Raw genomic sequence first — 25382 nt, 5'->3', positions numbered from 1 at the left:
GTCGCCCTCCCCCCGGGCCCCCCGGGCCGGCCCCCGCGCCCCGGGGGCTCCGGACCATCACCGTTACGGCGCGGTCGGCCGACCGACCAGCTCCCGCAGGACGTCCTCCATCGTGACCAGGCCGGCCAGCTTGCCGTCGTCGTCCAGGACCGCGGCCAGGTGCGTACGGCTGCGGCGCATCGCCGTCAGTACGTCGTCCATCGGCGTGGCCGCCCGGACCCGGGCGATCGGCCGCATGGCCGATACCGGGAAGGGGAGGTCGCGCGGTGTCGCGTCCAGGGCGTCCTTCACATGCAGGTAGCCCAGGATCCGGCGGCTCGTGTCGACCACCGGGAAGCGGGAGAAGCCGGACTCGGCGGAGAGCTCCTCCAGCTCCTCGGGCGTCGTGCCGACCGCCGCGTACACGACCTTCTCCACCGGCATGACCACGTCCCGCACCGGGCGGCGGCCCAGTTCGAGGGCGTCGTGCAGGCGCTCCGCCGTACGGTCGTCGAGCAGCCCGGTGACGCCCGCGTCGGTGACCATCCTGGCCAGCTCGTCGTCGGAGAAGGTCGCCGAGACCTCGTCCTTGACCTCCACCCGCAGCAGCTTCAGGATCGCGTTGGCGAAGGCGTTGATCGTGAAGATCACCGGGCGCAGCGCCCGGGCGATCGCCACGAGCGGCGGGCCGAGGGCCAGCGCCGAGCGGGTCGGCTCGGCCAGCGCGATGTTCTTCGGGACCATCTCGCCGAGCAGCATGTGCAGATAGGTCGCCACGGACAGCGCGATCACGAACGAGATCGGGTGCACCAGGCCGTGCGGCACGCCGACCGCGTCGAAGACGGGTTCGAGCAGATGCGCGATGGCGGGCTCGGCGACGATGCCGAGCACCAGGGTGCACAGCGTGATGCCGAGCTGGGCCGCGGCGAGCAGCGCCGAGACGTGCTCGAGGCCCCATATGACGCTGCGCGCCCTTCGGTCCCCGGCCTCGGCGGCGGGCTCGATCTGACTGCGGCGTACGGAGATCAGGGCGAACTCCGCGCCGACGAAGAAGGCGTTCACGACCAGGGTCAGGAAGCCGATCAACAGCTGGATCGCGATCATCGGCCCGTCTCCTCGGTCTCGTGGGACCCCTCGGCGGACGGCGCGTGCATCAGCACCCGCGCGGCCCGGCGCCCGGAGGCGTCCACCACGTCCAGCTCCCAGCCGGCCAGCTCCACGCTGTCGCCGACGGCGGGGATCCGCCCCAGGGCGGTGGCGAGGACACCCGCCAGAGTCTCGTACGGACCGTCCGGCACCCGCAGGCCGATGGCCTCCAGCTGGTCGGTGCGCGCGGCGCCGTCGGCGGACCAGAGCTCACGGCCGTCCGCGTCCGTGCCCGCCCGAGCGAGGTCCGGAGTCTCGTGCGGATCGTGCTCGTCGCGCACCTCGCCGACGACCTCCTCGACGATGTCCTCCAGTGTCGCGACGCCGGCCGTACCGCCGTACTCGTCGATGACGACCGCCATCGTCTGCTTGCCGGACAGTCGGTCGAGCAGTCGGTCGACGGTCAGCGTCTCCGGGACGAGCAGCGGCTCGCGCAGCATGTCCCCGATGCGGCGGCGGGGCCGTTCGTCGGCCGGTATCGCCAGGACGTCCTTGATGTGGGCGATGCCGACCACCGCGTCGAGGCTGCCCCGGTAGACGGGGAAGCGGGACAGGCCGGTGGCGCGGGTCGCGTTGGCGACGTCCTCGGCGGTGGCCTGCACCTCGAGGGCGGTGACCTGGACACGCGGGGTCATCACGTTCTCCGCGGTCAGCTCGGCCAGGTTCAGCGTCCGGACGAACAGTTCGGCGGTGTCCGCCTCCAGGGCGCCCTCCTTGGCGGAGTGGCGGGCCAGCGCGACGAGCTCCTTCGGGGAGCGGGCCGATGCCAGTTCCTCGGTCGGCTCCATGCCGAGCCGGCGCAGGATCCGGTTCGCGGTGTTGTTGAGGTGGCTGATCAGCGGCTTGAAGGCAGCGGTGAACACGCGCTGCGGTGTGGCGACCCGCTTGGCGATCGCCAGCGGCGAGGAGATCGCCCAGTTCTTCGGGACCAGCTCGCCGACGACCATCAGGACGACGGTCGACAGGGCGGTGCCGATGACCAGGGCGACCGAGGAGGCGACCGAGGCGGAGATACCGAGGTCCTCGAGCGGGCCGCGGATCAGCTTGGCGATCGAGGGCTCGGAGAGCATGCCGACGATCAGGTTGGTGACGGTGATGCCGAGCTGGGCGCCGGAGAGCTGGAAGGTGAGCGACTTGACGGCCTTGAGGGCGCTCGCCGCGCCCCGCTCGCCCCGCTCCACGGCCTGTTCGAGCTCGGACCGCTCGACCGTGGTGAGCGAGAACTCGGCCGCGACGAAGGCGCCACACGCGAGCGAGAGCAGCAGCGCCACCACGAGCAGAAGCACTTCGATCATCGGTTCACCTCCGTCCCATGATCAGTCACGGGAAGAGGGATCGCGCGCTTGGTACTGGGAGGCTCGCCCATGGGCGGACGCTCACACCTTTCGATCGTGCGGGAGGGAAGAAGTACCCATGGTAAAGGACGGGCAAAGCGGCCTCACCCACGTGGGGTGGCCGGCAGCGGCTTCACCCAGCGGGTCCACTGCTGCTGGGGGCCGTACTCCGCCGCACGCCAGGCGTGCTGCCCGAGTTCGTTGTGGTCGAGGACCATGGCGTCCACCCGCCGCCCGCCGAGTCGTACGAAACGCTCCTCGGCCGCCGCGAGCAGCGCCCCGCCCACGCCCCGGCGACGGTGGTCCGGGTGGACGGCGAGCCGGTAGAGATGGCAGCGCCAGCCGTCGAAGCCGGCGATCACCGTGCCGGCGAGCTCGTCGCCGCGCTCGGCGAGGATCAGGGCCTCGGGGTCGCGGGCGACGAGCCGGTCGATGCCGTCACGGTCGTCGCTGATGCTGGTGCCCTCGGCGGCCACCTTCCAGAAGGCGAGGACGGCGTCGAGGTCGGCAGGGGTGGCGGTCCGGATACGCGGTTCGGTCATGATCCGCATCCCACCACCGGCTCGGGCAGGCCGTCGACCCTGTTTCGCCATACGGGCGGACAGCAGTCCAGGCCTGCCCGGAGGGGCAGGCCTGGACATCACGGCCGGGCCTCAGGGCCCGTGCTTCGCGATCAGACGAGGTCGAACCGGTCCAGCTCCATGACCTTCGTCCACGCCGCGACGAAGTCGTTCACGAACTTCCCCTTCGCGTCGTCGCTCGCGTAGACCTCAGCGAGCGCGCGCAGCTCGGAGTTCGAGCCGAAGACCAGGTCGGCGCGGGTGCCGGTCCACTTGACCTCGCCCGCCGCGTCGCGGCCCTCGAACTCGTCCTGCGCCGAGGACGTCGACTTCCACGTCGTGCCCAGGTCGAGCAGGTTGACGAAGAAGTCGTTGGACAGCGTGCCCGGCTTGTTCGTCAGGACGCCGTGCTTGGACTGGGCGTGGTTGGCGCCCAGGACACGGAGGCCACCGACGAGGACCGTCAGCTCGGGGGCGCTCAGGGTCAGCAGGTTCGCCTTGTCGAGCAGCAGGTACTCGGCCGGAAGACGGTTGCCCTTGCCGACGTAGTTGCGGAAGCCGTCGGCGGCCGGCTCGAGCGCGGCGAACGACTCGACGTCCGTCTGGTCCTGCGCGGCGTCGACACGGCCCGGCGTGAACGGCACCTCGACGTCGTGGCCGCCGTCCTTGGCCGCCTTCTCGACAGCCGCGGAGCCGGCGAGCACGATCAGGTCGGCCAGCGAGACCTGCTTGCCGCCCGCGGAGTTGAAGGACTCCTGGATGCCCTCGAGCGTACGCAGCACCTGCGCCAGCTCGTCCGGGTTGTTGACCTCCCAGTTGCGCTGCGGCTCCAGGCGGATGCGGCCGCCGTTGGCGCCGCCGCGCTTGTCGCTGCCGCGGAATGAGGAGGCCGCGGCCCAGGCCGCGGAGACCAGCTGGGTGACCGTGAGGTCCGAGCCGAGGATCTGCTCCTTGAGGGAGGCGATGTCCGCGGCGTCGATCAGCTCGCCCTCGCGCGCCGGCAGCGGGTCCTGCCACAGCAGCACCTCGGAGGGGACCTCCGGGCCGAGGTAGCGCACGGCCGGGCCCATGTCGCGGTGCGTCAGCTTGTACCAGGCGCGGGCGAAGGCGTCCGCGAACTGCTCCGGGTGCTCGTAGAAGCGGCGCGAGATCTGCTCGTAGACCGGGTCGAAGCGCAGCGACAGGTCGGTGGTGAGCATCGTCGGGCGGTGCTTCTTCGACGCGTCGTGGGCGTCGGGGATGATCTCCTCGGAGTCCTTCGCGACCCACTGGTGAGCACCGGCCGGGCTCTTCGTGAGCTCGTAGTCGTACTCGAAGAGGTGCTTGAAGAAGTCGTGGCTCCACTGCGCGGGCGTGGTGGTCCAGGTGACCTCGAGGCCACTGGTGATCGCGTCGCCGCCCTTGCCGGTGCCGTAGGCGTTCGCCCAGCCGAGGCCCTGGGCCTCGAGCGGCGCGGCCTCGGGGTCGGCGCCGACGTTCTCCGCCGGGCCGGCGCCGTGCGCCTTGCCGAAGGTGTGACCACCGGCGATGAGGGCGACGGTCTCCTCGTCGTTCATCGCCATGCGGCGGAAGGTCTCGCGGATGTCGCGGGCCGCTGCGATCGGGTCCGGGTTGCCGTTGGGGCCCTCGGGATTGACGTAGATGAGGCCCATCTGGACCGCGCCGAGGGGGCTCTCCAGCTCGCGGTCACCGGTGTAGCGCTCGTCGCCGAGCCAGGTGGTCTCGGGGCCCCAGTACACGTCCTCGTCGGGCTCCCACACGTCGGCGCGGCCGCCGGCGAAGCCGAAGGTCTCGAAGCCCATCGACTCCAGGGCGACGTTGCCGGTGAGGATCATGAGGTCGGCCCAGGAGATGGACTGGCCGTACTTCTGCTTGACCGGCCACAGCAGGCGGCGGGCCTTGTCGAGGTTGCCGTTGTCCGGCCAGCTGTTCAGCGGCGCGAAGCGCTGCTGGCCGGCTCCGGCGCCGCCGCGGCCGTCGCTGATGCGGTACGTACCGGCGCTGTGCCAGGCCATACGGATCATGAGCGGGCCGTAGTTGCCGAAGTCCGCGGGCCACCAGTCCTGCGAGGTGGTGAGGACCTCCGCGATGTCGCGCTTGACGGCCGCGAGGTCGAGGGCCTTGAACGCCTCGGCGTAGTCGAACTCCTCACCGAGCGGGTTCGCCACGGCGGGGTTCTTGGCAAGGATCTTCAGATTGAGCCGCTCCGGCCACCACTGGCGGTTTCCGCCGCCCTGGGTCGGGTGCGCGGCACGCGCGGTGTGCGCGACCGGGCAGCCACCCGCTCCCTCGGCTTTCGCGTCGGTGACGACTGCATCGTGGTTCTCGGACATGGGAATCCTTCCGGACGGGGCGGATCGCGGTGCTCAGCCGGGGCGACCCCGGAGGCGGTTGTGCCACCCGACCGGAGCCATCTTGTCCCTTGGCTATTGCCGGAATAGATCCTACGATAGACAGAGTCCAAGTCAAGAAGCGCGCCAACCCTCTATCCCATCGGAGCCTGACGTCCCCTGGTGAACGTCGTGTGTCCCGCCGAAGTCCGAGCTGAATGGGTGAACCGACATGAGCGACCTGCTGGAGCGACTGCGTGGGCGTGGCTGGCGGATGACCTCGCAGCGGCGCGTCGTCGCGGAGGTCCTCGACGGCGACCATGTGCACCTCACGGCCGACGAGGTGCACGTCCGCGCGGCCCAGCGGCTCCCCGAGATCTCCCGGGCGACGGTCTACAACACCCTGGGAGAGCTGGTCTCCCTCGGTGAGGTCATCGAGGTCTCCACCGAGGGCCGCGCCAAGCGCTACGACCCGAACGCGCACCAGCCGCACCAGCACCTCGTCTGCGCCGGCTGCGGCACCATCCGTGACGTCCACCCGACCGGCGATCTCCTGGCCGACCTCCCGGCGGAGGAGCGGTTCGGCTTCGCGGTGTCCGAGGTCGAGGTCACCTACCGAGGACTGTGCCCCTCCTGCGCCTAGGGGTGTCTTGTCCGGGTCGTGTCAGCCCGTGCGCAGCTCCTCGATCACCGGTCCGAACGTCTCCATGGCGTTGTCCATGACGGTGACGTACGAGAATCCGTACCGCTCGCGCTGCTCGCGCAGCTGGTCCGCGATCTCCCGCACGCTGCCGACGACGAGCAGCGGGAGCTCCAGCACCTGTTCCTCGCTCAGATGGGACACGTACGGCATGAAGTCGGCCACCGCCGCCGCCCGGTCGTCGGTCACGACGACCCGCTGGAGCAGCAGATTCAGCTCGGCCGGGGCGACGCGGTCGGCCTCCTTCTCGAAGCGGCGGTACGTGGCCACCCGCTCGTCCATCTCCTCGGGGGACAGGACCTCCACACGGCCGGCCTCGGTGCGTCCGCCGGTGAACGCCATGACGTCGGCGTGGCGGGCGGCGAGACGCAGCACGCGGTCGCCGTTGCCGCCGATCAGCAGCGGCGGGCGATTCCCGTCCTCGGCGCCCAGGATCCGGTCCAACTCCTCGACGGTACGGGTGAGATGGTCGACCCTCCGGCCCGGCGGGAGGAAGTCGATTCCCGCCCGCTCGTGCTCCTCGCGCACATAGCCCGCGCCCAGTCCCAGATCCAGTCGGCCGCCGGTCAGGGCGTTCGTCGTGGTGACCTCGCGGGCCAGCAGCGTCGGATTCCAGAAGCCCGTGTTGAGGACGAAGGTCCCCACGCGCGGCCGCGTCGTGGCCTCGGCGGCGGCCACCAGGGCGGGGAAGGGAGCGGGCATCCCCAGATGGTCCGGAACCAGGATCAGGTCGTAGCCGAGCTCCTCGGCGCGCCGGCAGCGTGAGCGCCACTCCTTGCCCGTCCCGGGCGTCAGCATGGTGACCGCGAAGCGGAACGGTAATGCCATGGCGGCTCCCCTTGTCGGTGCTAGCGCACCGGCGCTAGCGTGGTCGTGTGGCCAAGACTCAGCTGAACGTACGTGTGGACGAAACTACCGCCGACACGGCCCGCCGAAGGGCACAACAGCGCGGAGTGAGTGTCAACCGCTACATCGAGGAGCTCGTCCAGCAGGACGCGGGCGAGTCGGGGCGGGCCTTCGTGGAGGCGGCCGCCGACTTCATGAGGCAGTACGAGGGCGTGTTCTCCGAGGAGTTCGGCTCGGAGCGTGGCCGCACCGCATGAGCCTCACGGTCGACATCTCCTGGCTGCTCATGGTCGCCGAACACCAGACGCCCGGCGACCCCCAGGTCACCGACTGGGGCGCGCTCGTCGCCGCGGTCGGCCGGCACGACGCCGAGATCTTCGGCGTGCCCGTCTACAGCGACCCGCACGCCCGCGCCGCCGCCCTGCTCCAACTCCTCCTGCACATCCCTGCCTTGGAGCACTCCAACGCGATGTTCGCCTCGGCCGTGGCCTACGGCTATCTCGTCGCCAGCGGTCTGAAGGTCGTCACCTCGCCCGAACAGGTCCGCGATCTGGCCCGCCTGGTCAAGAAGGGCGAGGCCGACGTCCGCGTCATCGCCGCCGAGCTGCGCCAGTGGAGCCGATGAGCCGAGAGCGGAGCCGCGCTGCCGAGCACGCAGCCACTGGGCCGACAGCCCCTCAGATCCGTCGTGCCGAGCCCAACACGCAGTACGAGGAGGGGAGTCGGGCCCCCTTCTCCGGCACGGTGAACCGGCGGTGGGTGATCGGTTCGAACCCCGACGCCTCGATCGCCGTCAGCGGATCGCGCGCCGTGTGACAGCCGCCGAACAACAGCGGCCACACCGTGCGGTCCAGGGCGCGCTGCGCCCGGGCCATTCCGGGAGACGGTGCCAACCCGTGTTCGAAGAAGCGCAGTTCACCACCCGGGCGCAGCACGCGGTGCAGCTCGGCGAGCGCGCGCGGCACATCCCGTACGGTGCACAGCACCAGCGAGGCCACCGCCGCGTCGAACGCCTCGCTCTTCACAGGCAGCGCCTCCGCCGCACCCGGCACCACGTCCACCGGCACATCGGCGCGCAGGGCGGCATCGGCCGCCAACGTCCGCAGATGGCGCTCGGGTTCGATGGCCACGACCTCGGACACGGTGCCGGGATAGTGCGCGAAGTTCAGCCCGTTCCCGGCGCCGATCTCGATGACCCGACCCGACAGGCCGGTCAGCAACTCCGTACGAAGGGCGCCGATGCCGCCCTTCGTATCCGCGGAGACGCTGAACCGCGCGTAGAAGCGCGCGAAGAGGGGATGGTGGACGGCGTCCCGGGGGACCCGGGTGGAACGCGTGGACATACGCGGACCTCCTCCTCCGACGCTCGACGGCGCAGACACGGACGGACGGGAGGATTCTGCCCGCGTACCGCCCTTCTCAGCCCGACACGAAGCAGAACTCGTTGCCCTCGGGGTCACGCATCACCTGAAAGGCCCCTTGCGGGTCGGTGACGATGCCACCGACACGGGTCGCGCCGAGGGCGGTCGCCTCGTCGGCCGCCGCGTCCAGCCCGGGCGCCTCCAGATCCAGATGGAGCCGGTTCTTGACGGCCTTGCCCTCGGGCACCTGCTGGAAGGCGATCCGTACAAAACCGGGCGGCTCGACGTACGACCAGTCGGGGGGGCCGGGGGCCCGGGCCCCCCCCCGGGGCCCCCCCCCCCCCGGCCGTGTCAGTCCTGCGCGGGGGCGGCCGTCTTCTTGGTGGCCGCCTTCTTCGCAGTCGTCTTCTTCGCCGCGGTCTTCTTGGTCGTCGCCGTCTTCTTGGTGGCGGCCTTCTTCGCGGTGGCCTTCTTGGCCGTCTTGCGGGCGGCCGTCTTCTTGGCCGGGGCGGGAGCCTCGGCCTCGGCCTCGGCGGCGGGCGCCTCGACCGGTGCCGGGGCGGCGGCCGGGGTCTCGACCACGAGGACGCCGGCCTCCTCGGCGCCCGAGGGCGAGCCGGCGGGAGCGGTCACCTTACGGACGACCCGGCGGCGGGCCCTCGGCGGGGCGGCCACGGGGGCCTCCTCGACGACGGGCGCGACCTCGGGCTCGGCCTCGACGACCGGCTCCGGGGCGGCGACCGGCTCGACGACGGTCTCGACGACCGGCTCCGCGGCGACCGGCGAACCGGCAGGGGCCGTCGCCTTGCGGGTGGCGCGGCGGCGGGCACGGGGAGCCGGGGCAGCCGCCTCGACGACCGGGGCGGCCTCGGCCACCGGGGCCTCGACGACCGTCTCGGCGACGGGCTGCGGCTCCTCGACCACGACCGGGGCAGCGGCGACCGGAGGACCGGCCGGCGCGGACACCTTGCGGGTCGCCCGACGGCGGCCGCGACCACGCGTGGCGGCGGCCTCGGCCTCGGCGGCGCTGCTGTACAGCTCCTCGTCGGCGCGGAAGGGCTCCTCCACGGCCACCGGGGCGGCGATCTCCGCGGCCACCTCGGCCTCGGTCTCGACCGTCTCGGTCTCGGAGTCCGTCTCCACGGCCTCGACGTGCTCGTGCTCGTGCTCGTGGTGCTCGGCACCGCCGCGGCCACGCTTCTTCGAGCGCTTGCCGCCGCCACCGCCGCCGGGGGCGGTCGGCTGCTCCATGTGCACGATCACGCCACGCCCGTTGCAGTGGACGCAGGTCTCGGAGAAGGACTCGAGGAGACCCTGGCCGACCCGCTTACGGGTCATCTGGACCAGGCCGAGCGAGGTGACCTCGGCCACCTGGTGCTTGGTCCGGTCACGGCCCAGGCACTCCAGGAGGCGACGCAGCACCAGGTCGCGGTTGGACTCCAGGACCATGTCGATGAAGTCGATGACGACGATGCCGCCCAGGTCGCGCAGGCGCAGCTGGCGCACGATCTCCTCGGCCGCTTCGAGGTTGTTCCTCGTCACGGTCTCTTCGAGGTTGCCGCCCTGACCGGTGAACTTGCCGGTGTTGACGTCGACGACGATCATCGCCTCGGTCTTGTCGATCACCAGCGAGCCACCGCTCGGCAGCCAGACCTTGCGGTCCAGCGCCTTCATCAGCTGCTCGTCGATCCGGTACGTCGCGAAGACGTCGACCTCGCTCGTCCACTTGGACAGGCGGTCGGTCAGGTCCGGGGCGACGTGGTTCACGTAGCCGTGGATGGTCTCCCACGCGTCGTCGCCGCTGACGATGACCTTCGAGAAGTCCTCGTTGAAGATGTCGCGGACGACGCGGACGGTCATGTCCGGCTCACCGTAGAGAAGGGTCGGAGCGTTGCCGTTCTTCGCCTTCTTCTGGATGTCCTCCCACTGGGCCTGCAGACGCTCGACGTCACGGCGCAGCTCGTCCTCGCTCGCGCCCTCGGCGGCGGTGCGCACGATGACACCCGCGTCCTCGGGGACGATCTTCTTGAGGATGGTCTTCAGCCGGGCGCGCTCGGTGTCCGGGAGCTTGCGGCTGATGCCGGTCATCGAGCCCTCGGGGACGTACACGAGGTAACGGCCCGGCAGGGAGACCTGGCTGGTCAGGCGGGCGCCCTTGTGGCCGATCGGGTCCTTCGTCACCTGGACGAGGACCGACTGGCCGGACTTGAGGGCGGTCTCGATGCGGCGCGGCCCGTTGGCCATGCCGAGCGCCTCGAAGTTGACCTCACCGGCGTACAGGACGGCGTTGCGGCCCTTGCCGATGTCGACGAAGGCGGCCTCCATGGACGGCAGCACGTTCTGGACCTTGCCCAGGTAGACGTTGCCGACGTACGAGGTGGCCTGCTCCTTGTTGACGTAGTGCTCGACGAGCACGTTGTCTTCCAGGACGCCGATCTGGGTGCGCTCGCCGTTCTGGCGGACGACCATGACGCGCTCGACGGCCTCGCGGCGGGCCAGGAACTCGGCCTCGGTGATGATCGGGACGCGGCGGCGGCCCTGCTCGCGGCCCTCGCGGCGACGCTGCTTCTTCGCCTCCAGACGGGTCGAGCCCTTGATGGACTGGACCTCGTCGGACGGCTCGGCCTTCTCACGGGCCGGGCGGGGCTCGCGGACCTTGACGACCGTACGGACGCCGTCCTCCTCGCCCGCCTCGGTCTCGCCGGAGGCGTCACCGCTGCGGCGGCGACGACGGCGACGGCGACGGGAGCTGCTGCTGCCGCCCGTGGAGGTGCCGCCCTCGTACTCGTCGGACTCCTCGGCCTCCTCCTCGGACTCCTCGTCCTCGGCGCGGGCCTCCTCCGCCTCTTCGCTCTCCTCGGTGTCCTCCGCCTCGGCGAGCTCACCGCGACGACGGCGACGGCCGCCACGGCGACGACGACGGGACGGACGGTCTTCGTACTCGTCGGACTCCTCGGCCTCGGCCTCGGGCTCCTCGGCCTCGACCTCGGGCTCGTCGGCGACGGTGGCGGGGACCGGCTCGACGGCGACGGGCTCGGCGGGCTCGCCACGACGGCGGCGACGACGGCGGCCGGCGGGCTCGGGGCGCTCGACCGTCTCGACGACGGCGGTGGTCTCCTCGGCCTCGACCGTCTCCTCCTCGTCCTCCTCCGGCTCCACGGCCTCGGCGGCAGCGGCGGCGGCCGCGGTCTCCGGGGTCTGGAACATGGGCTCGGTGAAGACCGGGGCCTGGAAGACGGCGACGGCGGGGCGCGCGGCGCGGCGGCCGCGGGGCTCCTCCTCCGCCTTGGGGGCGGAGACCGGCTCGGCGGTGAACTGCGGCGAGGACGCGCGACGGCGGGTACGGCCCCGGGTGGCTGCCTTCTCGGCGGCGACGACCTCGGGCTCGGCCTCTTCGGCGGTGATCTGCGCGACGGTCTCCGACGGCAGGCTCTCACCGGCGGTCTCAACGACCGGCTCCGCGGACGTGGCCTTACGGGTGGCACGGCGACGGGTACGCGCCGGCGCGGCGGGCTCCTCGACCGCAGCCTCCTCCACGACCGGCGCGACCTCGGCGGGAGCCTCGGTCTCGGCCGCGACGACCGGCTCCGGCGACGTGGCCTTGCGGGTGGCACGACGGCGGGTACGCGCGGGGGCGGCGGGCTCCTCGACGGGGGCCTCGGCCGGCGCGGCCTCTGCGGCGGCCTCGGCCACCGGCTCCGCGGACGTGGCCTTACGGGTCGCGCGACGGCGGGTACGCGCGGGGGCGGCCGGCTCCTCCGTGGGCTCCGGCGCGGCGGCCGGCGTCTCCACGACGACCTCGGCCGCGGTCTCGGCGACCTCCGCCGTCACCGGCGGACCGGCGGGGCGGGAAGCGGCGCGGCGCCGACGGCGCGGCGGCAGCTTGTCACCAGGTGCGTTGTTGTCGGTGTTTTCTTCGTGCTGCTCGAGCATGCGGGCGGTTCTCCCGTCACGCTCCCGGGCGCCGCGCCTTGTTCCGGTCCGGCGGCACTGTCGCGCGAGATGCGCGGTGCCGCCGTCCGGGGCGCGGGCGCCGCACGGGAGCTGATGTCTGGCTCGCCGGTTCCGTACGCGTTCTGTACGTACGGCCTGGCGAAAGTCTCCTGGTCAGTGCGCTGCCCGACCCAGGTGGCTCCCGAGTTCCAGGGCTGCGCTACAACGACCGCTCCCTACGCGGAACCTGCACCCTGCGCCGTCGCTGAGGCGGTCGCGGCGGCCGTGGGTGGAGCGGCCGTGACTGCCTCGCGGTCGGGCGCGAGCGGGTCGGTCACCGTGCCGGACTCCTCGTCGAAGAGCCCCTGCGCCAGCCTGGTCACCGCTGCGGGGACCGGCGGCGCCAGGTCGGCCACAGCTCGGAGACCGGACAGGACGTCGTCGGGTCGTACGGCAGGTGTCACGTGCCGAACAACCAGCCGCAGTATCGCACAGGCATTGTCCAGGGGCCCAGCAAGCTGCGTGGCGTCAGCCACTCCGGTGGAGCCGACGCTTGCGGCGGGCTCGGGACGTGCCTGTGGACGGTCCGCGACGAGGTCGGCGACGGCCGAGCGGGCGTCGAAGGTGCGGATGCCGTTCTTGGTCTTGCGCTGTACTTCCACGGTGTCGGCCGCGAGGAAGGCCTCGACGGCCTTCTCCGCGTCCTCGACGGTGACGCCGTCGAGCCGCAGCTCCCACACGGAGGCGGTGAGCCGGTCGGCGAGTCCCGAGGTACGGGCCTCGACGGCATCGGTGATGTCGAGGCCGTCCGGGAGCGACTCGTCGAGCAGGACCCGCAGGATCTCCGGGTCACGCTTCTCGGTGAGCGCGATCTCCAGGAACTCGGCCTCGGAGCCCGTACCCGTGGGGGCGGCGTTGGCGTACGACACCTTGGGGTGCGGGGTGAAGCCGGCCGAGTACGCCATGGGCACCTCGGCGCGGCGCAGCGCACGCTCGAAGGCGCGCTGGAAGTCACGGTGGCTGGTGAACCGGAGGCGGCCGCGCTTGGTGTAGCGCAGTCGGATGCGCTGCACCGCCGGTGCGGGCGGCGGGCCTTCGGGCTGTCGCTTGCCCAGTGGTTCTTCTCCTCGGTGCGGGGCGGGCGCGGTGGAGCGCCGCCCACGAAATACGGGTGGCCTCTGGGGGGCCCGGCCGGCTCACCCCTGCTTTCGCAGGGAGATCTCGGGTGCGGGCGCCACGCCGGAGGCGGTTGTTGTACTACCCAGAGTACGCGCAGAGGCCACCACCGGTTCCCCGGGCTCGGTCGCTCGGGGTCCGCCGACCAGCGCGTGCCAGGCATCACGGCGAGCCTGCCGCACGGTCGCGCGTGCCGAGCGGAGCGCGCCCCGGGCGGCCCGCCCGGCCTCGACGGCCGCCCGTTTGGCCGGTGCCCAGATCTGGTCGCGGACCCAGTGCCCGACGGGGGCGCAGACGGAGCGGTAGAACCAGGTCACGGGTCGCCCGAAGAGGTTCCAGGCCACCCACTTGAGTGCCCGGCCGACCGCACGGGAGATGAACCCCGCGATGCGCCAGCAGACCCGGAAGGCGTCGGCGATCTCACGCCCGAGCGGTGCGAGGACTCGCCGCCACAGCCATCCGAGGGGCCGGACGATCCCGTACCGCCACAGCGCGACCCACGGCGTGACGAACAGAGCTCCGGCCAGCCACACCAGAGCGCGGCCGAGACCGGTGAACAGCCATGTCAGCCCATGGCCGAGCGGGGTGAGCACCGCCCGGTGGAGCCAGAGCGCCGGCACCACGAACCCGTACCGTGCCACGAAGGCGACGGCCTTGCCGAGCGGAGTGAGGATCCACCGGTACGCCCAGGCCGCGGGGATCCCGATCCCGTACCGGGCGACGGGCACGAGCACGTACCGCCACAGCGCCACCCACGGCCAGACGAACAAGGCCTTGCCCACCCAGCCGCCGATGACTCCGAGGCCCGCGCCCAGCCGGGTGAAGAACCACGCCAGGCCGCCGCCCACCGTGGTGAAGAACCACGCCAGGCCGTGCCCGACCGGGGTGAGCACCGTGCGGTAGAGCCACCCGGCCGGCACCACGAACCCGTACCGGGCCACCGGCACGAGCACGTACCGCCACAGCGCCACCCACGGCCAGACGAACAAGGCCTTGGCCAGCCAGACGACCGGCTTCGCCACCAGCGTCCGGAACACCCAGCCGAGCGCCCGCCCGACCGGCCGCAGCACCCGCAGCTCGACGGCGCGCCCGCAGACGACGAGAACGTCCCACACCAGCCGGACGGGTACGACGACCACCAGCACCACGATCCGAACCGGAATCCTGATGAACGCCGTCAGACAGCCCTCCGGCTCTCCCCCGGGCTGTGCCTTCTCCATGCTCATGCAGGAAATGACGCAACGGCCCGGCGGAGGGTTTCCCCTCGCACCGGGCCGTCGCCGGAGTGTTACCGGAATGGGCTACTTGACCACGGTCAGCGGCAGCAGCTTCTTGCCCGTCGGGCCGACCTGGATCTCGGTCTGCATCGCCGGGCACACGCCGCAGTCGAAGCACGGCGTCCAGCGGCAGTCGTCGACCTCGGTCTCGTCGAGCGCGTCCTGCCAGTCCTCCCAGAGCCAGTCCTTGTCCAGACCGGAGTCCAGGTGGTCCCAGGGCAGGACCTCCTCGTAGGTGCGCTCGCGGGTCGTGTACCAGTCGACGTCCACGCCCATCTCCGGGAGCGTCTTCTCCGCGCACTGCATCCAGCGGTCGTACGAGAAGTGCTCGCGCCAGCCGTCGAAGCGGCCGCCGTCCTCGTAGACCGCGCGGATGACGGCGCCGATCCGCCGGTCGCCGCGGGAGAGCAGGCCCTCGACGATGCCGGGCTTGCCGTCGTGGTAGCGGAAGCCGATGGAGCGGCCGTACTTCTTGTCGCCGCGGATCTTGTCCCGGAGCTTCGCCAGGCGCGCGTCCGTCTCCTCCGCCGAGAGCTGCGGGGCCCACTGGAACGGGGTGTGCGGCTTCGGGACGAAGCCGCCGATGGAGACGGTGCAGCGGATGTCGTTCTGGCCGGAGACCTTGCGGCCCTCGGCGATGACGTTGACCGCCATGTCGCCGATCTGGAGGACGTCCTCGTCCGTCTCGGTCGGCAGGCCGCACATGAAGTACAGCTTCACCTGGCGCCAGCCGTTGCCGTACGCCGTGGAGACGGTCCGGATCAGGTCCTCCTCCGAGACCATCTTGTTGATGACCTTGCGCATCCGCTCGGAGCCGCCCTCGGGGGCGAAGGTGAGACCGGAGCGACGGCCGTTCCTCGTCAGCTCGTTGGCCAGGTCGACGTTGAACGCGTCGACGCGGGTCGAGGGGAGGGAGAGACCGATCTTGTCCTCGGTGTACCGGTCGGCGAGGCCCTTGGCGATGTCACCGATCTCGGTGTGGTCCGCGGAGGAGAGCGAGAGGAGGCCGACCTCCTCGAAGCCCGTCGCCTTGAGACCCTTCTCGACCATCTCGCCGATGCCGGTGATGCTTCGCTCCCGCACGGGGCGCGTGATCATGCCGGCCTGGCAGAAGCGGCAGCCGCGGGTGCAGCCGCGGAAGATCTCGACGGACATCCGCTCGTGGACCGTCTCGGCGAGCGGGACCAGCGGCTGCTTCGGGTAGGGCCACTCGTCGAGGTCCATGACGGTGTGCTTGGACACACGCCACGGAACGCCGGAGCGGTTCGGGACGACGCGGGAGATCCGGCCGTCGGCCAGGTACTCGACGTCGTAGAAGCCCGGGATGTAGACCGAGCCGGTCCTGGCGAGCCGGAGGAGGACCTCCTCGCGGCCACCGGGGCGGCCCTCGGCCTTCCAGGCGCGGATGATCTCGGTCATGTCGAGGACGGCCTGCTCGCCGTCGCCGATGATCGCCGCGTCGATGAAGTCCGCGATCGGCTCGGGGTTGAAGGCGGCGTGGCCGCCGGCGAGCACGATGGGGTGGTCGACGGTGCGGTCCTTCGACTCCAGCGGGATGCCCGCCAGGTCGAGGGCGGTGAGCATGTTGGTGTAGCCGAGCTCGGTGGAGAAGCTCAGGCCGAAGACGTCGAAGGCGCCCACGGGACGGTGGCTGTCCACGGTGAACTGCGGGACGCCGTGCTCACGCATCAGCTCTTCGAGGTCCGGCCACACGCTGTACGTGCGCTCGGCCAGGACGCCCTCGCGCTCGTTCAGTACCTCGTAGAGGATCATGACGCCCTGGTTGGGCAGACCGACCTCGTACGCGTCCGGGTACATGAGCGCCCAGCGGACGTCGGCGGACTCCCACGGCTTGACCGTGGAGTTCAGCTCTCCACCGACGTACTGAATCGGCTTCTGCACGTGCGGGAGCAGAGCTTCGAGCTGCGGGAAGACAGACTCGGCAGCAGACATCTCGAACCTTCGTGAGCTGGCAGGGGGCGACTCTCAAGCGTACCCGGTGCTCAGTGGGTCAGTGCCGCCCTCGGTTCCGGGGCCGAAGCCCGCTTCCAGACCTTCGGGAACTCGCGTTCGCGGTCGGCGCCGGCCGCCTCCTCCTGGCCGTAGAGGAGTCCCCAGGTGAAGGCCGACTCCCCGGCCGCGTGCGCCTGGATCGCGAGGTCGCGCAGGGTCTCGCGGGCGACGACGCTGTCCTGGTGGTCGCCGAGGACGGTCTGGACGGACTTCATGCGCTTGGCAAAGCGCTTGGCGGGTTTGCCAAGGGTCGGGGTGGCGGCCTCACCGGCGTAGCGGGCACGTTTGGCGGCCTTGCGGGCCTCGTGCATGGCGAGGTCGCGGTCGTGGCCCGCGGGGAGGGCGAGGGCGTGGTCGACACGGCGGGCGAGCCGGTCGTAGTCCTTGAGGACGGCCTTGGCGAGGACCGCCGGCGCGTCCTTCGTGGCCCCCTTCAGCAGGGGCGGGTCGGCGAGCAGCGCGTCGAGGGTGGACAGGAGCGCGAGGTGGCGCGCGGAGTCGAGGGCGGCGAGTGCGGTGCGCCGGGCGCCGCCGCCGTGTGCGGCGTTCCAGATGCGGAGCCGGGAGCGGACGGGGCCGAGGAGGAGGGTGCGGGGCAGCTCCTCGATCCGGCCGCGCAGGCGGTCGAGGAGCACCTCCTGGTCGCGGGCGACGCCGAGCTCGCCGGCGAGCCACTTGAGCTCCTCGCCGATGGGATCGGTGACGGTGCGGTCGAGGACCTTGCGGTACGTCTTGAACGCGCTGCGCAGACGGCGGGTGGCGACCCGCATCTGGTGGACGGAGTCGGGGAGGTCGCGGCGGACGGCGGGGTCGAGGGCGACGATCGCGTCGATCTGTTCCTGTACGTACGCCAGGACACGAGCGCCCGCGGTGTCCCCGTCCGGCTGGAAGGCGGCGACCCGAGTGTCGTCGGCCGGTGCGGGTTCCGACGTCTCCGCAAGGGCCCTGGCGAGCTTCGACGCCGAGGCCGAGGGCCGTACGCCCGCCTTCTTCAGGCGCTTCTCCACCGCGTCCAGGACGGTGGGGTCCGCGCCGTCCGCGAGTTCGACCTCGATCTCCGTCCAGGACGTCTCTCCGCCGGTCTCGGTCAGGCGCTCGGCGTGGACCGTGTCGACGGACACCTCCGCCACGAGGGTGCCCTGGTCGTCGACGAGGTGGCGGACAGCTCGGGAGGAGCGGAGGCGGACGACGGGGACGACGTCCTCGTCGCGGACGCGGGAGCGCAGGAGTCGGGCGAGGGGCGTCGGGAGGGTGTCGGCGAGCGGGGCTCTGATCTCGTCGCGGATCCCGGACGCGACGGGGAACTTGAGGTGCCAGCCCGCGTCCTCGCCCCCCGTGCGGCGGCGCAGGGTGAGGGAGTCGGCGGCCAGCCGCAGATCGGCCGTGTCGTAGTAGACGGCGTCGAGTTCGGCGACGCCCCGGTCGAGGACGGCCGAGACTCCCTGGGCCCTGGTGAGGTCCGGGAGCCCCGTCTTCTCGGTGGCTTCGTACTTCCGCTCGATCTCGCGCTTCGTCTCCGCCATGAATCGAATCTAGACGCGAAGTGAACGGAAGGGCAGACCCTCTTGAGCCTAAGCGGTTATCGGCCTCTGCACGCGGATCGACTGGAGCAGCCCGATCGCCACCCACACGGCGAACATGGACGAACCTCCGTACGAGACGAACGGGAGTGGGAGACCCGCCACGGGCATGATCCCGAGGGCCATGCCGATGTTCTCGAAGGACTGGAAGGCGAACCAGGCGATGATGCCCGCGGCGACGATCGTGCCGTACAGCTCGGTCGTCTCGCGTGCGATCCGGCAGGCGCGCCAGAGGATCACGCCGAGCAGCGCGATGATCAGTCCGCCGCCGAGGAAGCCGAGCTCTTCGCCGGCGACGCTGAAGATGAAGTCGGTCTGCTGTTCGGGCACGAACTGGCCGCTGGTCTGGTGGCCGTTGAAGAGTCCCGCGCCGTACAGGCCCCCGGAGCCGATCGCGATGCGCGCCTGGTTGGTGTTGTAGCCGACGCCCGCCGGGTCGAGCTCGGGGTTGGCGAAGGCGGCGAAGCGGTTGATCTGGTACTCGTCCAGCACGCCGAGGGCGGCGACGAGTGCGGCACCGCCGATGCCCGTGACGATGAGTCCGAGGACCCAGCGGTTGGAGGCGCCGGAGGCGAGGAGCACGCCGAGCACGATCACCGCCATGACCATCACCGAGCCGAGGTCCGGCATCAGCATGACGATCCCCATGGGGAGCGCGGCGAGAGCCAGGGCCTTGGCGACGGTCCGGTGGTCGGGGTGGACCTGGTCGCCGGCGTCGACCTTGGCGGCCAGCAGCATCGCCATGATCAGGATGATCGTGATCTTCACGAACTCGCTGGGCTGGAGCGAGAAGCCGCCGCCGATCACGATCCACGCGTGGGCGCCGTTGATGGTGGCGCCGAGCGGGGTGAGGACGGCGAGGATCAGCAGGATCGAGATGCCGTAGAGGACCGGCACCGCGCCGCGCAGGGTGCGGTGGCCGAGCCAGATGGTGCCGATCATCAGGGCGAGGCCGATGCCGGTGTTGAGGACGTGACGGAAGAGGAAGTAGTACGGGTCGCCGTTGTTGAGCTCGGTGCGGCCGCGGGTGGCGGACCAGACGAGCAGCGCCCCGAGGAAGGACAGGGCGATCGAGGACAGCAGGATCGGCCAGTCGAGCCGGCGCAGCACCGAGTCGCGGGCGGTGAGTTTCGCGAGCGACCCGCGCTCGGGTGCGTACCGGGAGACGGAGAATCCGTGGCGGGCGGTCATCGCGTCAGTCCCTCCAGAGGTGCGGGGTGCCCGCGTGCGGCGGCTTTCCGTCGTCCGGCTTGACCGGATCGCCCTGGCCCGCCGGATCGACCACACCTGCCGGATCGCCCTGGCCCGCCGGATCGACCACACCTGCCGCGTCGCCCTGCTTGACCGGCTTGACGAGCTGCGAGGCGGGGTCGTACGGCTTGATGTCGGGCGCGTCGATGGTGCCGTCGGCGTGGACCTTCGGCAGCGTCTTCTGGGGCTGGGGCAGCAGGGCGCGCTTGAGGTCCTGGTTGCCCTCGTCGTCGAGGCCGTAGAGGGCGTCGTAGATGTTGCGCACGGCGGGGCCGGAGGCGCCGGAGCCCGTACCACCCTGGGAGATCGTCATGACGATCGTGTAGTCGTCGGTGTACGTGGCGAACCAGGAGGTGGTCTGCTTGCCGTAGACCTGGGCGGTACCGGTCTTGGCCCGCATCGGGATCTTGTCCTGGGGCCAGCCGCCGAACCGCCAGGCGGCGGTGCCGCCGGGCTCGACGACGGAGCGCAGGCCCTTGTCGAGGTCGGCGATGGTCTGGGCGTCGACCGGCAGCTTGCCGTGGGCCTTCGGCGGGATCTCCTGGATCTGCTTGCCGTCGGGGCTGATCACGGCCTTGCCGATGGTCGGGTTGTAGAGGGTGCCGCCGTTGCTGATCGCCGCGTAGGCGGTGGCGAGCTGAACAGGCGTGATGAGGACGTCGCCCTGACCGATGGAGAAGTTGATGCTGTCGTAGGCCTTCAGCTGGTTGCCCTCGAGGCAGCTCTCATAGGCGATCTGCTCGACATAGGTGCCCCCCTTCTTGCCCTGCTTGCACCAGGCGTCCTTGTTGGCCTCCCAGAACTTCTGCTTCCACTGGCGGTCCGGGATACGGCCCTTGACCTCGTTCGGCACGTCGATGCCGGTCTCGGAGCCGAAGCCGTAGTCGCGGGCGGTCCGGTAGAACCAGTCGTGGGCGTCCTTGTTGGGCTTGAGGCCGCCGTCGCGGCTCCACTCCTGGTGGCCTAGACGGTAGAAGACCGTGTTGCAGGAGTACTTGAGGGCGTCGCCGAGGGTGATGGGGCCGTGCCCCTGCGACTCGAAGTTCGCGAAGCTCCGGTTGCCCATGCTGTAGGAGCTGCTGCAGAGGTACTTGTCGTTGAAGTCGTATCCGGCCCGTACGGCCGCGCTCGCCGACACCACCTTGAAGACGGAGCCGGCGGGCGCCTGCCCCTGGATGGCCCGGTTGAGCAGTGGGTAGTTGGAGTCCTTGCTGGTGAGCCGGGCGTAGTCCTTGCCGGAGATACCGCCGACCCAGGCGTTCGGGTCGTAGTCGGGCTGGGACGCCATCGCGACGACGCGGCCCGTCCTGGACTCCATGACGACGACGGCACCCGCGTCGGCCTCGTACTTACGGCCGGTGATCTTGTCGGTCTCGCCCCGGACCAGCTTCATCGCCTGGTGGAGCTCGTACTCGGCGACCGACTGGACGCGGGCGTCGATGCTGGTGACGAGAGTGGAGCCGGGCACACCCGGGTCGGACTGGGTCTGGCCCATGACCCGGCCGATCTTGTCGACCTCGTACGACGTGACACCGGCCTTGCCGCGCAGCTCCTTGTCGTAGGTGCGTTCGATGCCGGAGCGGCCGACCTGGTCGGAGCGCAGATACGGCGAGTCGGTGTCCTTGGCCTTCTGGATCTCCTCGTCGGTGACCGGCGAGAGGTAGCCGAGCACCTGCGCGGTGCGGGCGTTGCCGGGCGCCGTGTAGCGGCGTACGGCGGCGAGTTCGGCAGTGATGCCGGGGAAGTCCTCGGTGCTCTCCCGGATCCGCAGGGCCTGCTGCGTGGTGGCCTCGTCGGTGATCGGGATCGGCTGGTAGGGGGAGCCGTTCCAGCACGGCTGCGGCGTCTGGGAGTCGCAGAGCCGGACCTTGTCCATGACGTCCTTGGGCTTCATGCCCAGGACGCCTGCGAGGCGGGTGAGGACGGCCTTGCCGTCGTCCTTCATCTTCATCAGCTCGGTGCGGGACGCGGAGACCACGAGCCGGGTCTCGTTGTCGGCGAGCGGGACACCACGGGCGTCGAGGATCGATCCGCGGACGGCGGGCTGGACGACCCGCTGGACGTGGTTGCTCTTCGCCTCGTCGGTGTACTCCTTGCCGTTGCGGATCTGGAGGTACCAGAGGCGTCCGCCGAGGGTGAGGAGGAGGGAGAAGACGAGGACCTGGATGACGACGAGACGGATCTGGACCCTGGGAGTCCGCCCGGTCTCCGGGATGTTGCTCATACTGCCGGTACCCCCTCGGTCACAGTCGCTTGACTCCCTTGATGCGTCCGGCGCGTGAGGCTCTGGTGCGGGCGGCCTTGACGAGCATGCCGCCGCGCTGGCTCCCGATCCGCAGGCCGGTGCCGGAGGAGAGCCAGCCGGAGGAGACGTCGGTGCCGCCTCCGGAGGTGTCGGCGAGCGGGTCGTTCTCCGCGCGCCGGGCCAGCGCCATGATCAGCGGCACGGTGAAGGGCGCGAGGAGGAGGTCGTAGATCGCCGCGGTGAACAGCAGGAAGCCGAGGCCGACATGGCGGGCGGCGGTGTCGCCGACGAGGGCACCGACCCCCGCGTACAGAAGGGTGGAGCCGAGCGCCGCGGCGACGACCACGGCCATCGGGCCGGTGGCGGACTTCAGCTTGCCGTTGTCGGGGCGGGCGAGTCCGGCGAGGTAGCCGATGACGCAGAGGACCAGGGCGTAGCGGCCCGCGGCGTGGTCGGCGGGTGGGGCGAGGTCGGAGAGGAGCCCGGCCCCGAAGCCGATGAGGGAGCCGCTGACGGGCCCGTACACGAGCGCGAGGCCGAGGACGGTCAACAGGACGAGGTCGGGCACCGCGCCGGGGAGCTGGAGGCGGCCGAGGACAGAGACCTGGATGACCAGGGCGACGACCACGAGGGTGACGGAGAGGAGAATGCGGTTGAACTTCACGGCCTCAGTCCCCCTGCTCCTGCTGCTGGTTCTGCTGCTGATCCGGCTGCTGGTCCTCGGGCTTGCGGGCCTGGTCCTGGGTGGCGTCTCGCACCGGCTGCTCTCCGTTCCCGGCTTGCCGCTCCCCCTCCGGTGGCGGCGGCGTGACCGTGACGGTGACGGTCGGGGCCGGCTTGGGCTTGGGCGGCAGGACCATGTCCCGGGGGTTGGTACGCGGGGCCTGGACGACGACTCCGACGATGTCGAGCTTGGAGAAGCCGACGTACGGGCGGACGTAGACGTTGCGGGTCAGGCCGCCGCCCAGCGGGTCGACGCGGACGATCTCCCCGACCGGCACGCCGGGCACGAAGGGCTTGTTGGCCTGCGAGCCGAAGGTGACGAGCCGGTCGCCGGGCTTCACCTTCGCCTTGCCGTTGAGGAGCTGCACGAGGAGCGGGCCGTTGCCCTGGCCGGTGGCGAAGCCGAGCTCGTCCGAGTTCTCCATGCGGGTGCCGACGGTGAAGTCCGGGTCGTTGGCGAGGAGCACGGTCGCGGTAGAGGGCCCGACCGTGGTGACGCGGCCGACGAGACCGGCGCCGTTGAGCACGGTCATGTCCCGCTCGATGCCGTCGTTGGCGCCGGCGTCGATGGTGACGGTCCATGAGAAGCCCTGGGCCGCCCCTATGGCGATGACCTCGGCGCCCTTGATGCCGTACTGCCCGGCGCCCGCCGTTCTGAGGAGGGTGTCGAGCTCACGGACACGGCTGCGGTTGCGGTCGTCGCTGCCGAGCTTGGCCTTGAGGGCGGCGTTCTCGCGTTCGAGGGCGGCGATCCGGGTGTGGCGCTCGCCGGAGTCGCGTACGGCTCCTATGGCGTTGCCGATGGGGTCGACGGCTGACGCGACCCCGTTCTCGACCGGTCCAAAGACCGCGGCGGCTGCCTGCCGGGCGCCGTCGACCGGTGACTCCTCGCCGCCGCGGATGTCCACCGTGATCAGTGCGAACGCGATGGCGATCAGCAGCACCAGGAGCAGCCGGCTCTCTCGTGTGTCCCTCACGTGCGGCGGCCGTGCCTTTCCTCTTGGTTCGGTTGTTCCGTACGGTTCGTGCCGTTTTTTGCCGTTATATCAACGATCGGCCGTACGGGGGTTCTTGCCACCCGTACAGCCGATCGTCGCGGATCGTCGCCGATCCGTTATCGGCGGGGCTGGGCGTCCAGGACCTGCTGGAGCGCCTCGAACTCCTCCACGCACTTGCCGGAACCGAGTGCCACCGAGTCCAGCGGGTCCTCGGCGATGTGGATCGGCATCCCGGTCTCGGCGCGCAGCCGCTCGTCCAGGCCGCGCAGCAGGGCGCCACCACCCGTGAGAACGATGCCGCGGTCCATCACGTCACCGGAGAGCTCGGGCGGGCACTTGTCGAGCGTCGTCTTCACGGCGTCGACGATGGCGTTGACCGGCTCCTCGATGGCCTTGCGGACCTCGGCGGCCGAGATGACCACGGTCTTGGGCAGACCGGAGACGAGGTCACGGCCGCGGATCTCGGTGTGTTCGTCCTTGTCGAGGTCGTACGCCGAGCCGATGGTGATCTTGATCTGCTCGGCGGTGCGCTCACCGAGGAGGAGCGAGTACTCCTTCTTGATGTGCTGGATGATCGCGTTGTCGAGCTCGTCGCCGGCCACCCGGATCGACTGTGCCGTGACGATTCCGCCCAGTGAGATCACGGCGACCTCGGTGGTGCCACCGCCGATGTCGACGACCATGTTGCCGGTCGCCTCGTGGACCGGGAGGCCCGAGCCGATGGCCGCGGCCATGGGCTCCTCGATGATGTGCACCTGTCGGGCGCCGGCCTGGGTGGACGCCTCGATGACGGCGCGGCGCTCCACTCCGGTGATACCGGAGGGCACACACACGACGACCCGGGGGCGAGCCAGGTAACGGCGCTTGTGGATCTTGAGGATGAAGTAGCGGAGCATACGCTCGGTGATCTCGAAGTCGGCGATCACACCGTCCTTCAGGGGCCGGACGGCGACGATGTTGCCGGGCGTCCGGCCGATCATCTTCTTCGCCTCGGCGCCGACCGCCAGGATTCCGCCGGTGTTGGTGTTGATCGCGACGACGGACGGCTCGTTCAGAACGATGCCTCGACCCCTGACGTACACCAGCGTGTTGGCGGTCCCGAGGTCGACAGCCATGTCACGGCCGATGAACGACATTGAGTTCCCCTTGTTTCCCATGAGGATGCGTCGGGCCTTCCCAATTGGAGCGTTGACGGCTTCTCAGGTCGGCGAGGTGGTGGGTATTCGGGTGCTGCGGCGTGGAGTTTTCCATCGTAGTGCCGCCTACCCGGATACCGCGCGGTGGTCCACCTCTGTATAGGTGACGGTAGGACGCTGCGATGCGTTCCCGGCCCAGCGGTTCATATGCCCGGGGGCGACCGAAATTCCTTCGGTCGCCCCAGGTTGTTGGGTTGGATGGCTGACACCGGGTCAGCCCCGGGTCACGCCAGACCGGGGAAGAAAAGCTTCATTTCCCGAATGGCGGACTCCTCCGAGTCCGAGGCGTGGATGAGGTTCTCCCGGACGATGGTGCCGAAATCCCCGCGAATGGAGCCGGGGGCCGCGGCGATCGGGTCGGTCGGGCCGGCGAGGGTCCGCAGGCCCTCGATGACACGCTCGCCCTCGACGACCAGGGCGACGACGGGGCCGGACTGCATGAAGCCCATCAGCGGCTCGTAGAAGGGCTTGCCCTTGTGCTCGCCGTAGTGCTGCTCCAGCGTGTCCTGGCTCAGCTCACGCAGTTCGAGCGCGGAGATGGTCCAGCCCGCCTTGCGCTCGATACGGCCGATGATCTCGCCGATCAGGCCACGGCGGACGGCGTCGGGCTTGAGCAGGACGAGCGTGCGCTGGCTCACGGTAGAGACTCCTTCAAAAACGGTGTGCGGGACTCAGAGGCTACAGGGCCACCACAGCCGCCGATTACGCAGCGTCAGCCTCAGGAGGGGGCTGCT

The 25382-nt window shown here is 70.7% G+C and carries 21 protein-coding genes; 3 read left to right on the top strand and 18 right to left on the bottom strand.

Annotated features, from left to right (window positions below; genetic code table 11):
• Positions 1 to 63: 63 nt before the first annotated feature.
• From ACFC0D_RS28930 to katG, 4 genes are all read right to left on the bottom strand, one after another.
• Positions 64 to 1083, bottom strand: coding sequence for a hemolysin family protein (locus ACFC0D_RS28930; protein ID WP_376441992.1), 1020 nt, complete (start codon positions 1081 to 1083; stop codon positions 64 to 66).
• On the bottom strand, positions 1080 to 2420 hold the full coding sequence (locus tag ACFC0D_RS28925) for a hemolysin family protein (RefSeq protein ID WP_376441989.1): 1341 nt from the start codon (positions 2418 to 2420) through the stop codon (positions 1080 to 1082). The genes ACFC0D_RS28930 and ACFC0D_RS28925 overlap by 4 nt, the downstream gene beginning before the upstream one ends.
• Positions 2421 to 2563: 143 nt before the next feature.
• Complete coding sequence (locus tag ACFC0D_RS28920) at positions 2564 to 3052, bottom strand: GNAT family N-acetyltransferase (RefSeq protein ID WP_376441987.1); 489 nt, start codon at positions 3050 to 3052, stop codon at positions 2564 to 2566.
• Between the two features lie 80 nt (positions 3053 to 3132).
• Positions 3133 to 5352, bottom strand: a complete 2220-nt coding sequence (katG, locus tag ACFC0D_RS28915) for a catalase/peroxidase HPI (RefSeq protein ID WP_376441984.1) — start codon at positions 5350 to 5352, stop codon at positions 3133 to 3135.
• Between the two features lie 229 nt (positions 5353 to 5581).
• Between katG and ACFC0D_RS28910 the strand changes: the two genes are divergently transcribed.
• Positions 5582 to 5992 carry a Fur family transcriptional regulator gene (locus ACFC0D_RS28910; protein ID WP_376441981.1) on the top strand — a complete coding sequence of 137 codons (411 nt, stop codon included), beginning with the start codon at positions 5582 to 5584 and terminating at the stop codon, positions 5990 to 5992.
• Between the two features lie 21 nt (positions 5993 to 6013).
• Here the strand turns inward: ACFC0D_RS28910 and ACFC0D_RS28905 are convergent, their stop codons facing one another.
• On the bottom strand, positions 6014 to 6877 hold the full coding sequence (locus ACFC0D_RS28905) for an LLM class F420-dependent oxidoreductase (protein ID WP_376441978.1): 864 nt from the start codon (positions 6875 to 6877) through the stop codon (positions 6014 to 6016).
• A 47-nt stretch (positions 6878 to 6924) separates the two neighbouring features.
• On the opposite strand from ACFC0D_RS28905, the gene ACFC0D_RS28900 reads away from it, so the two are divergent.
• Positions 6925 to 7152 carry an antitoxin gene (locus ACFC0D_RS28900; protein WP_376441976.1) on the top strand — a complete coding sequence of 76 codons (228 nt, stop codon included), beginning with the start codon at positions 6925 to 6927 and terminating at the stop codon, positions 7150 to 7152.
• On the top strand, positions 7149 to 7520 hold the full coding sequence (locus ACFC0D_RS28895; protein ID WP_376441973.1) for a fic family toxin-antitoxin system, toxin component: 372 nt from the start codon (positions 7149 to 7151) through the stop codon (positions 7518 to 7520). Before ACFC0D_RS28900 ends, ACFC0D_RS28895 begins: the two co-directional genes overlap by 4 nt.
• A gap of 52 nt (positions 7521 to 7572) precedes the next feature.
• On the opposite strand, the gene ACFC0D_RS28890 is transcribed toward ACFC0D_RS28895, so the two are convergent.
• From ACFC0D_RS28890 to ndk, 13 genes are all read right to left on the bottom strand, one after another.
• Complete coding sequence (locus tag ACFC0D_RS28890; RefSeq protein ID WP_376441970.1) at positions 7573 to 8238, bottom strand: class I SAM-dependent methyltransferase; 666 nt, start codon at positions 8236 to 8238, stop codon at positions 7573 to 7575.
• A gap of 76 nt (positions 8239 to 8314) precedes the next feature.
• Positions 8315 to 8611 (bottom strand): VOC family protein, encoded by a 297-nt coding sequence (locus ACFC0D_RS28885; protein WP_376441994.1) that lies wholly within the window; start codon positions 8609 to 8611, stop codon positions 8315 to 8317.
• Positions 8608 to 12189, bottom strand: a complete 3582-nt coding sequence (locus tag ACFC0D_RS28880; RefSeq protein WP_376441967.1) for a ribonuclease E/G — start codon at positions 12187 to 12189, stop codon at positions 8608 to 8610. Before ACFC0D_RS28880 ends, ACFC0D_RS28885 begins: the two co-directional genes overlap by 4 nt.
• Positions 12190 to 12425: 236 nt before the next feature.
• Positions 12426 to 13262, bottom strand: a complete 837-nt coding sequence (locus tag ACFC0D_RS28875; RefSeq protein ID WP_376441963.1) for a TIGR03936 family radical SAM-associated protein — start codon at positions 13260 to 13262, stop codon at positions 12426 to 12428.
• Between the two features lie 123 nt (positions 13263 to 13385).
• The gene (locus tag ACFC0D_RS28870) at positions 13386 to 14591 is read right to left on the bottom strand and encodes a hypothetical protein (protein WP_376441960.1); all 1206 of its coding nucleotides are present in this window, start codon (positions 14589 to 14591) and stop codon (positions 13386 to 13388) included.
• Between the two features lie 75 nt (positions 14592 to 14666).
• On the bottom strand, positions 14667 to 16595 hold the full coding sequence (locus ACFC0D_RS28865) for a TIGR03960 family B12-binding radical SAM protein (RefSeq protein ID WP_376441957.1): 1929 nt from the start codon (positions 16593 to 16595) through the stop codon (positions 14667 to 14669).
• A 50-nt stretch (positions 16596 to 16645) separates the two neighbouring features.
• On the bottom strand, positions 16646 to 18178 hold the full coding sequence (locus ACFC0D_RS28860; RefSeq protein WP_376441954.1) for a CHAD domain-containing protein: 1533 nt from the start codon (positions 18176 to 18178) through the stop codon (positions 16646 to 16648).
• Positions 18179 to 18226: 48 nt separating this feature from the next.
• Positions 18227 to 19426 carry a rod shape-determining protein RodA gene (rodA, locus tag ACFC0D_RS28855; protein WP_376441951.1) on the bottom strand — a complete coding sequence of 400 codons (1200 nt, stop codon included), beginning with the start codon at positions 19424 to 19426 and terminating at the stop codon, positions 18227 to 18229.
• A gap of 4 nt (positions 19427 to 19430) precedes the next feature.
• Positions 19431 to 21710: a penicillin-binding protein 2 gene (gene mrdA / locus ACFC0D_RS28850; RefSeq protein ID WP_376441948.1), complete on the bottom strand. Its 2280-nt coding sequence runs from the start codon at positions 21708 to 21710 to the stop codon at positions 19431 to 19433.
• 19 nt (positions 21711 to 21729) lie between these two features.
• Entirely contained in the window at positions 21730 to 22395 is a 666-nt protein-coding gene (gene mreD / locus ACFC0D_RS28845) for a rod shape-determining protein MreD (RefSeq protein WP_376441945.1), read from the bottom strand.
• 4 nt (positions 22396 to 22399) lie between these two features.
• Positions 22400 to 23431 (bottom strand): rod shape-determining protein MreC, encoded by a 1032-nt coding sequence (gene mreC / locus ACFC0D_RS28840; RefSeq protein WP_376441942.1) that lies wholly within the window; start codon positions 23429 to 23431, stop codon positions 22400 to 22402.
• A gap of 137 nt (positions 23432 to 23568) precedes the next feature.
• Positions 23569 to 24588 carry a rod shape-determining protein gene (locus ACFC0D_RS28835; protein ID WP_376441939.1) on the bottom strand — a complete coding sequence of 340 codons (1020 nt, stop codon included), beginning with the start codon at positions 24586 to 24588 and terminating at the stop codon, positions 23569 to 23571.
• A gap of 284 nt (positions 24589 to 24872) precedes the next feature.
• The gene (gene ndk / locus ACFC0D_RS28830) at positions 24873 to 25286 is read right to left on the bottom strand and encodes a nucleoside-diphosphate kinase (RefSeq protein WP_376441937.1); all 414 of its coding nucleotides are present in this window, start codon (positions 25284 to 25286) and stop codon (positions 24873 to 24875) included.
• Between the last annotated feature and the right edge of the window lie 96 nt (positions 25287 to 25382).

It is taken from the genome of Streptomyces sp. NPDC056222, assembly GCF_042264065.1.
Taxonomy (GTDB): Bacteria; Actinomycetota; Actinomycetes; order Streptomycetales; family Streptomycetaceae; genus Streptomyces.
This window is presented reverse-complemented; position numbering and strand designations above follow the sequence as displayed.

Excerpts from the sequence above, each read along its gene's own strand:
- ACFC0D_RS28905 (WP_376441978.1), bottom strand. The coding sequence starts at position 6,877 with ATGGCATTACCGTTCCGCTTCGCGGTCACCATGCTGACGCCCGGGACG.
- ACFC0D_RS28910 (WP_376441981.1), top strand. The coding sequence starts at position 5,582 with ATGAGCGACCTGCTGGAGCGACTGCGTGGGCGTGGCTGGCGGATGACC.
- ACFC0D_RS28860 (WP_376441954.1), bottom strand. The coding sequence starts at position 18,178 with ATGGCGGAGACGAAGCGCGAGATCGAGCGGAAGTACGAAGCCACCGAG.
- katG (WP_376441984.1), bottom strand. The coding sequence starts at position 5,352 with ATGTCCGAGAACCACGATGCAGTCGTCACCGACGCGAAAGCCGAGGGA.
- ACFC0D_RS28920 (WP_376441987.1), bottom strand. The coding sequence starts at position 3,052 with ATGGCGAAACAGGGTCGACGGCCTGCCCGAGCCGGTGGTGGGATGCGG.
- ACFC0D_RS28925 (WP_376441989.1), bottom strand. The coding sequence starts at position 2,420 with ATGATCGAAGTGCTTCTGCTCGTGGTGGCGCTGCTGCTCTCGCTCGCG.
- ACFC0D_RS28880 (WP_376441967.1), bottom strand. The coding sequence starts at position 12,189 with ATGCTCGAGCAGCACGAAGAAAACACCGACAACAACGCACCTGGTGAC.
- ACFC0D_RS28865 (WP_376441957.1), bottom strand. The coding sequence starts at position 16,595 with ATGTCTGCTGCCGAGTCTGTCTTCCCGCAGCTCGAAGCTCTGCTCCCG.
- ACFC0D_RS28895 (WP_376441973.1), top strand. The coding sequence starts at position 7,149 with ATGAGCCTCACGGTCGACATCTCCTGGCTGCTCATGGTCGCCGAACAC.
- rodA (WP_376441951.1), bottom strand. The coding sequence starts at position 19,426 with ATGACCGCCCGCCACGGATTCTCCGTCTCCCGGTACGCACCCGAGCGC.
- ACFC0D_RS28890 (WP_376441970.1), bottom strand. The coding sequence starts at position 8,238 with ATGTCCACGCGTTCCACCCGGGTCCCCCGGGACGCCGTCCACCATCCC.
- ACFC0D_RS28835 (WP_376441939.1), bottom strand. The coding sequence starts at position 24,588 with ATGTCGTTCATCGGCCGTGACATGGCTGTCGACCTCGGGACCGCCAAC.
- mrdA (WP_376441948.1), bottom strand. The coding sequence starts at position 21,710 with ATGAGCAACATCCCGGAGACCGGGCGGACTCCCAGGGTCCAGATCCGT.
- ACFC0D_RS28870 (WP_376441960.1), bottom strand. The coding sequence starts at position 14,591 with ATGAGCATGGAGAAGGCACAGCCCGGGGGAGAGCCGGAGGGCTGTCTG.
- ACFC0D_RS28930 (WP_376441992.1), bottom strand. The coding sequence starts at position 1,083 with ATGATCGCGATCCAGCTGTTGATCGGCTTCCTGACCCTGGTCGTGAAC.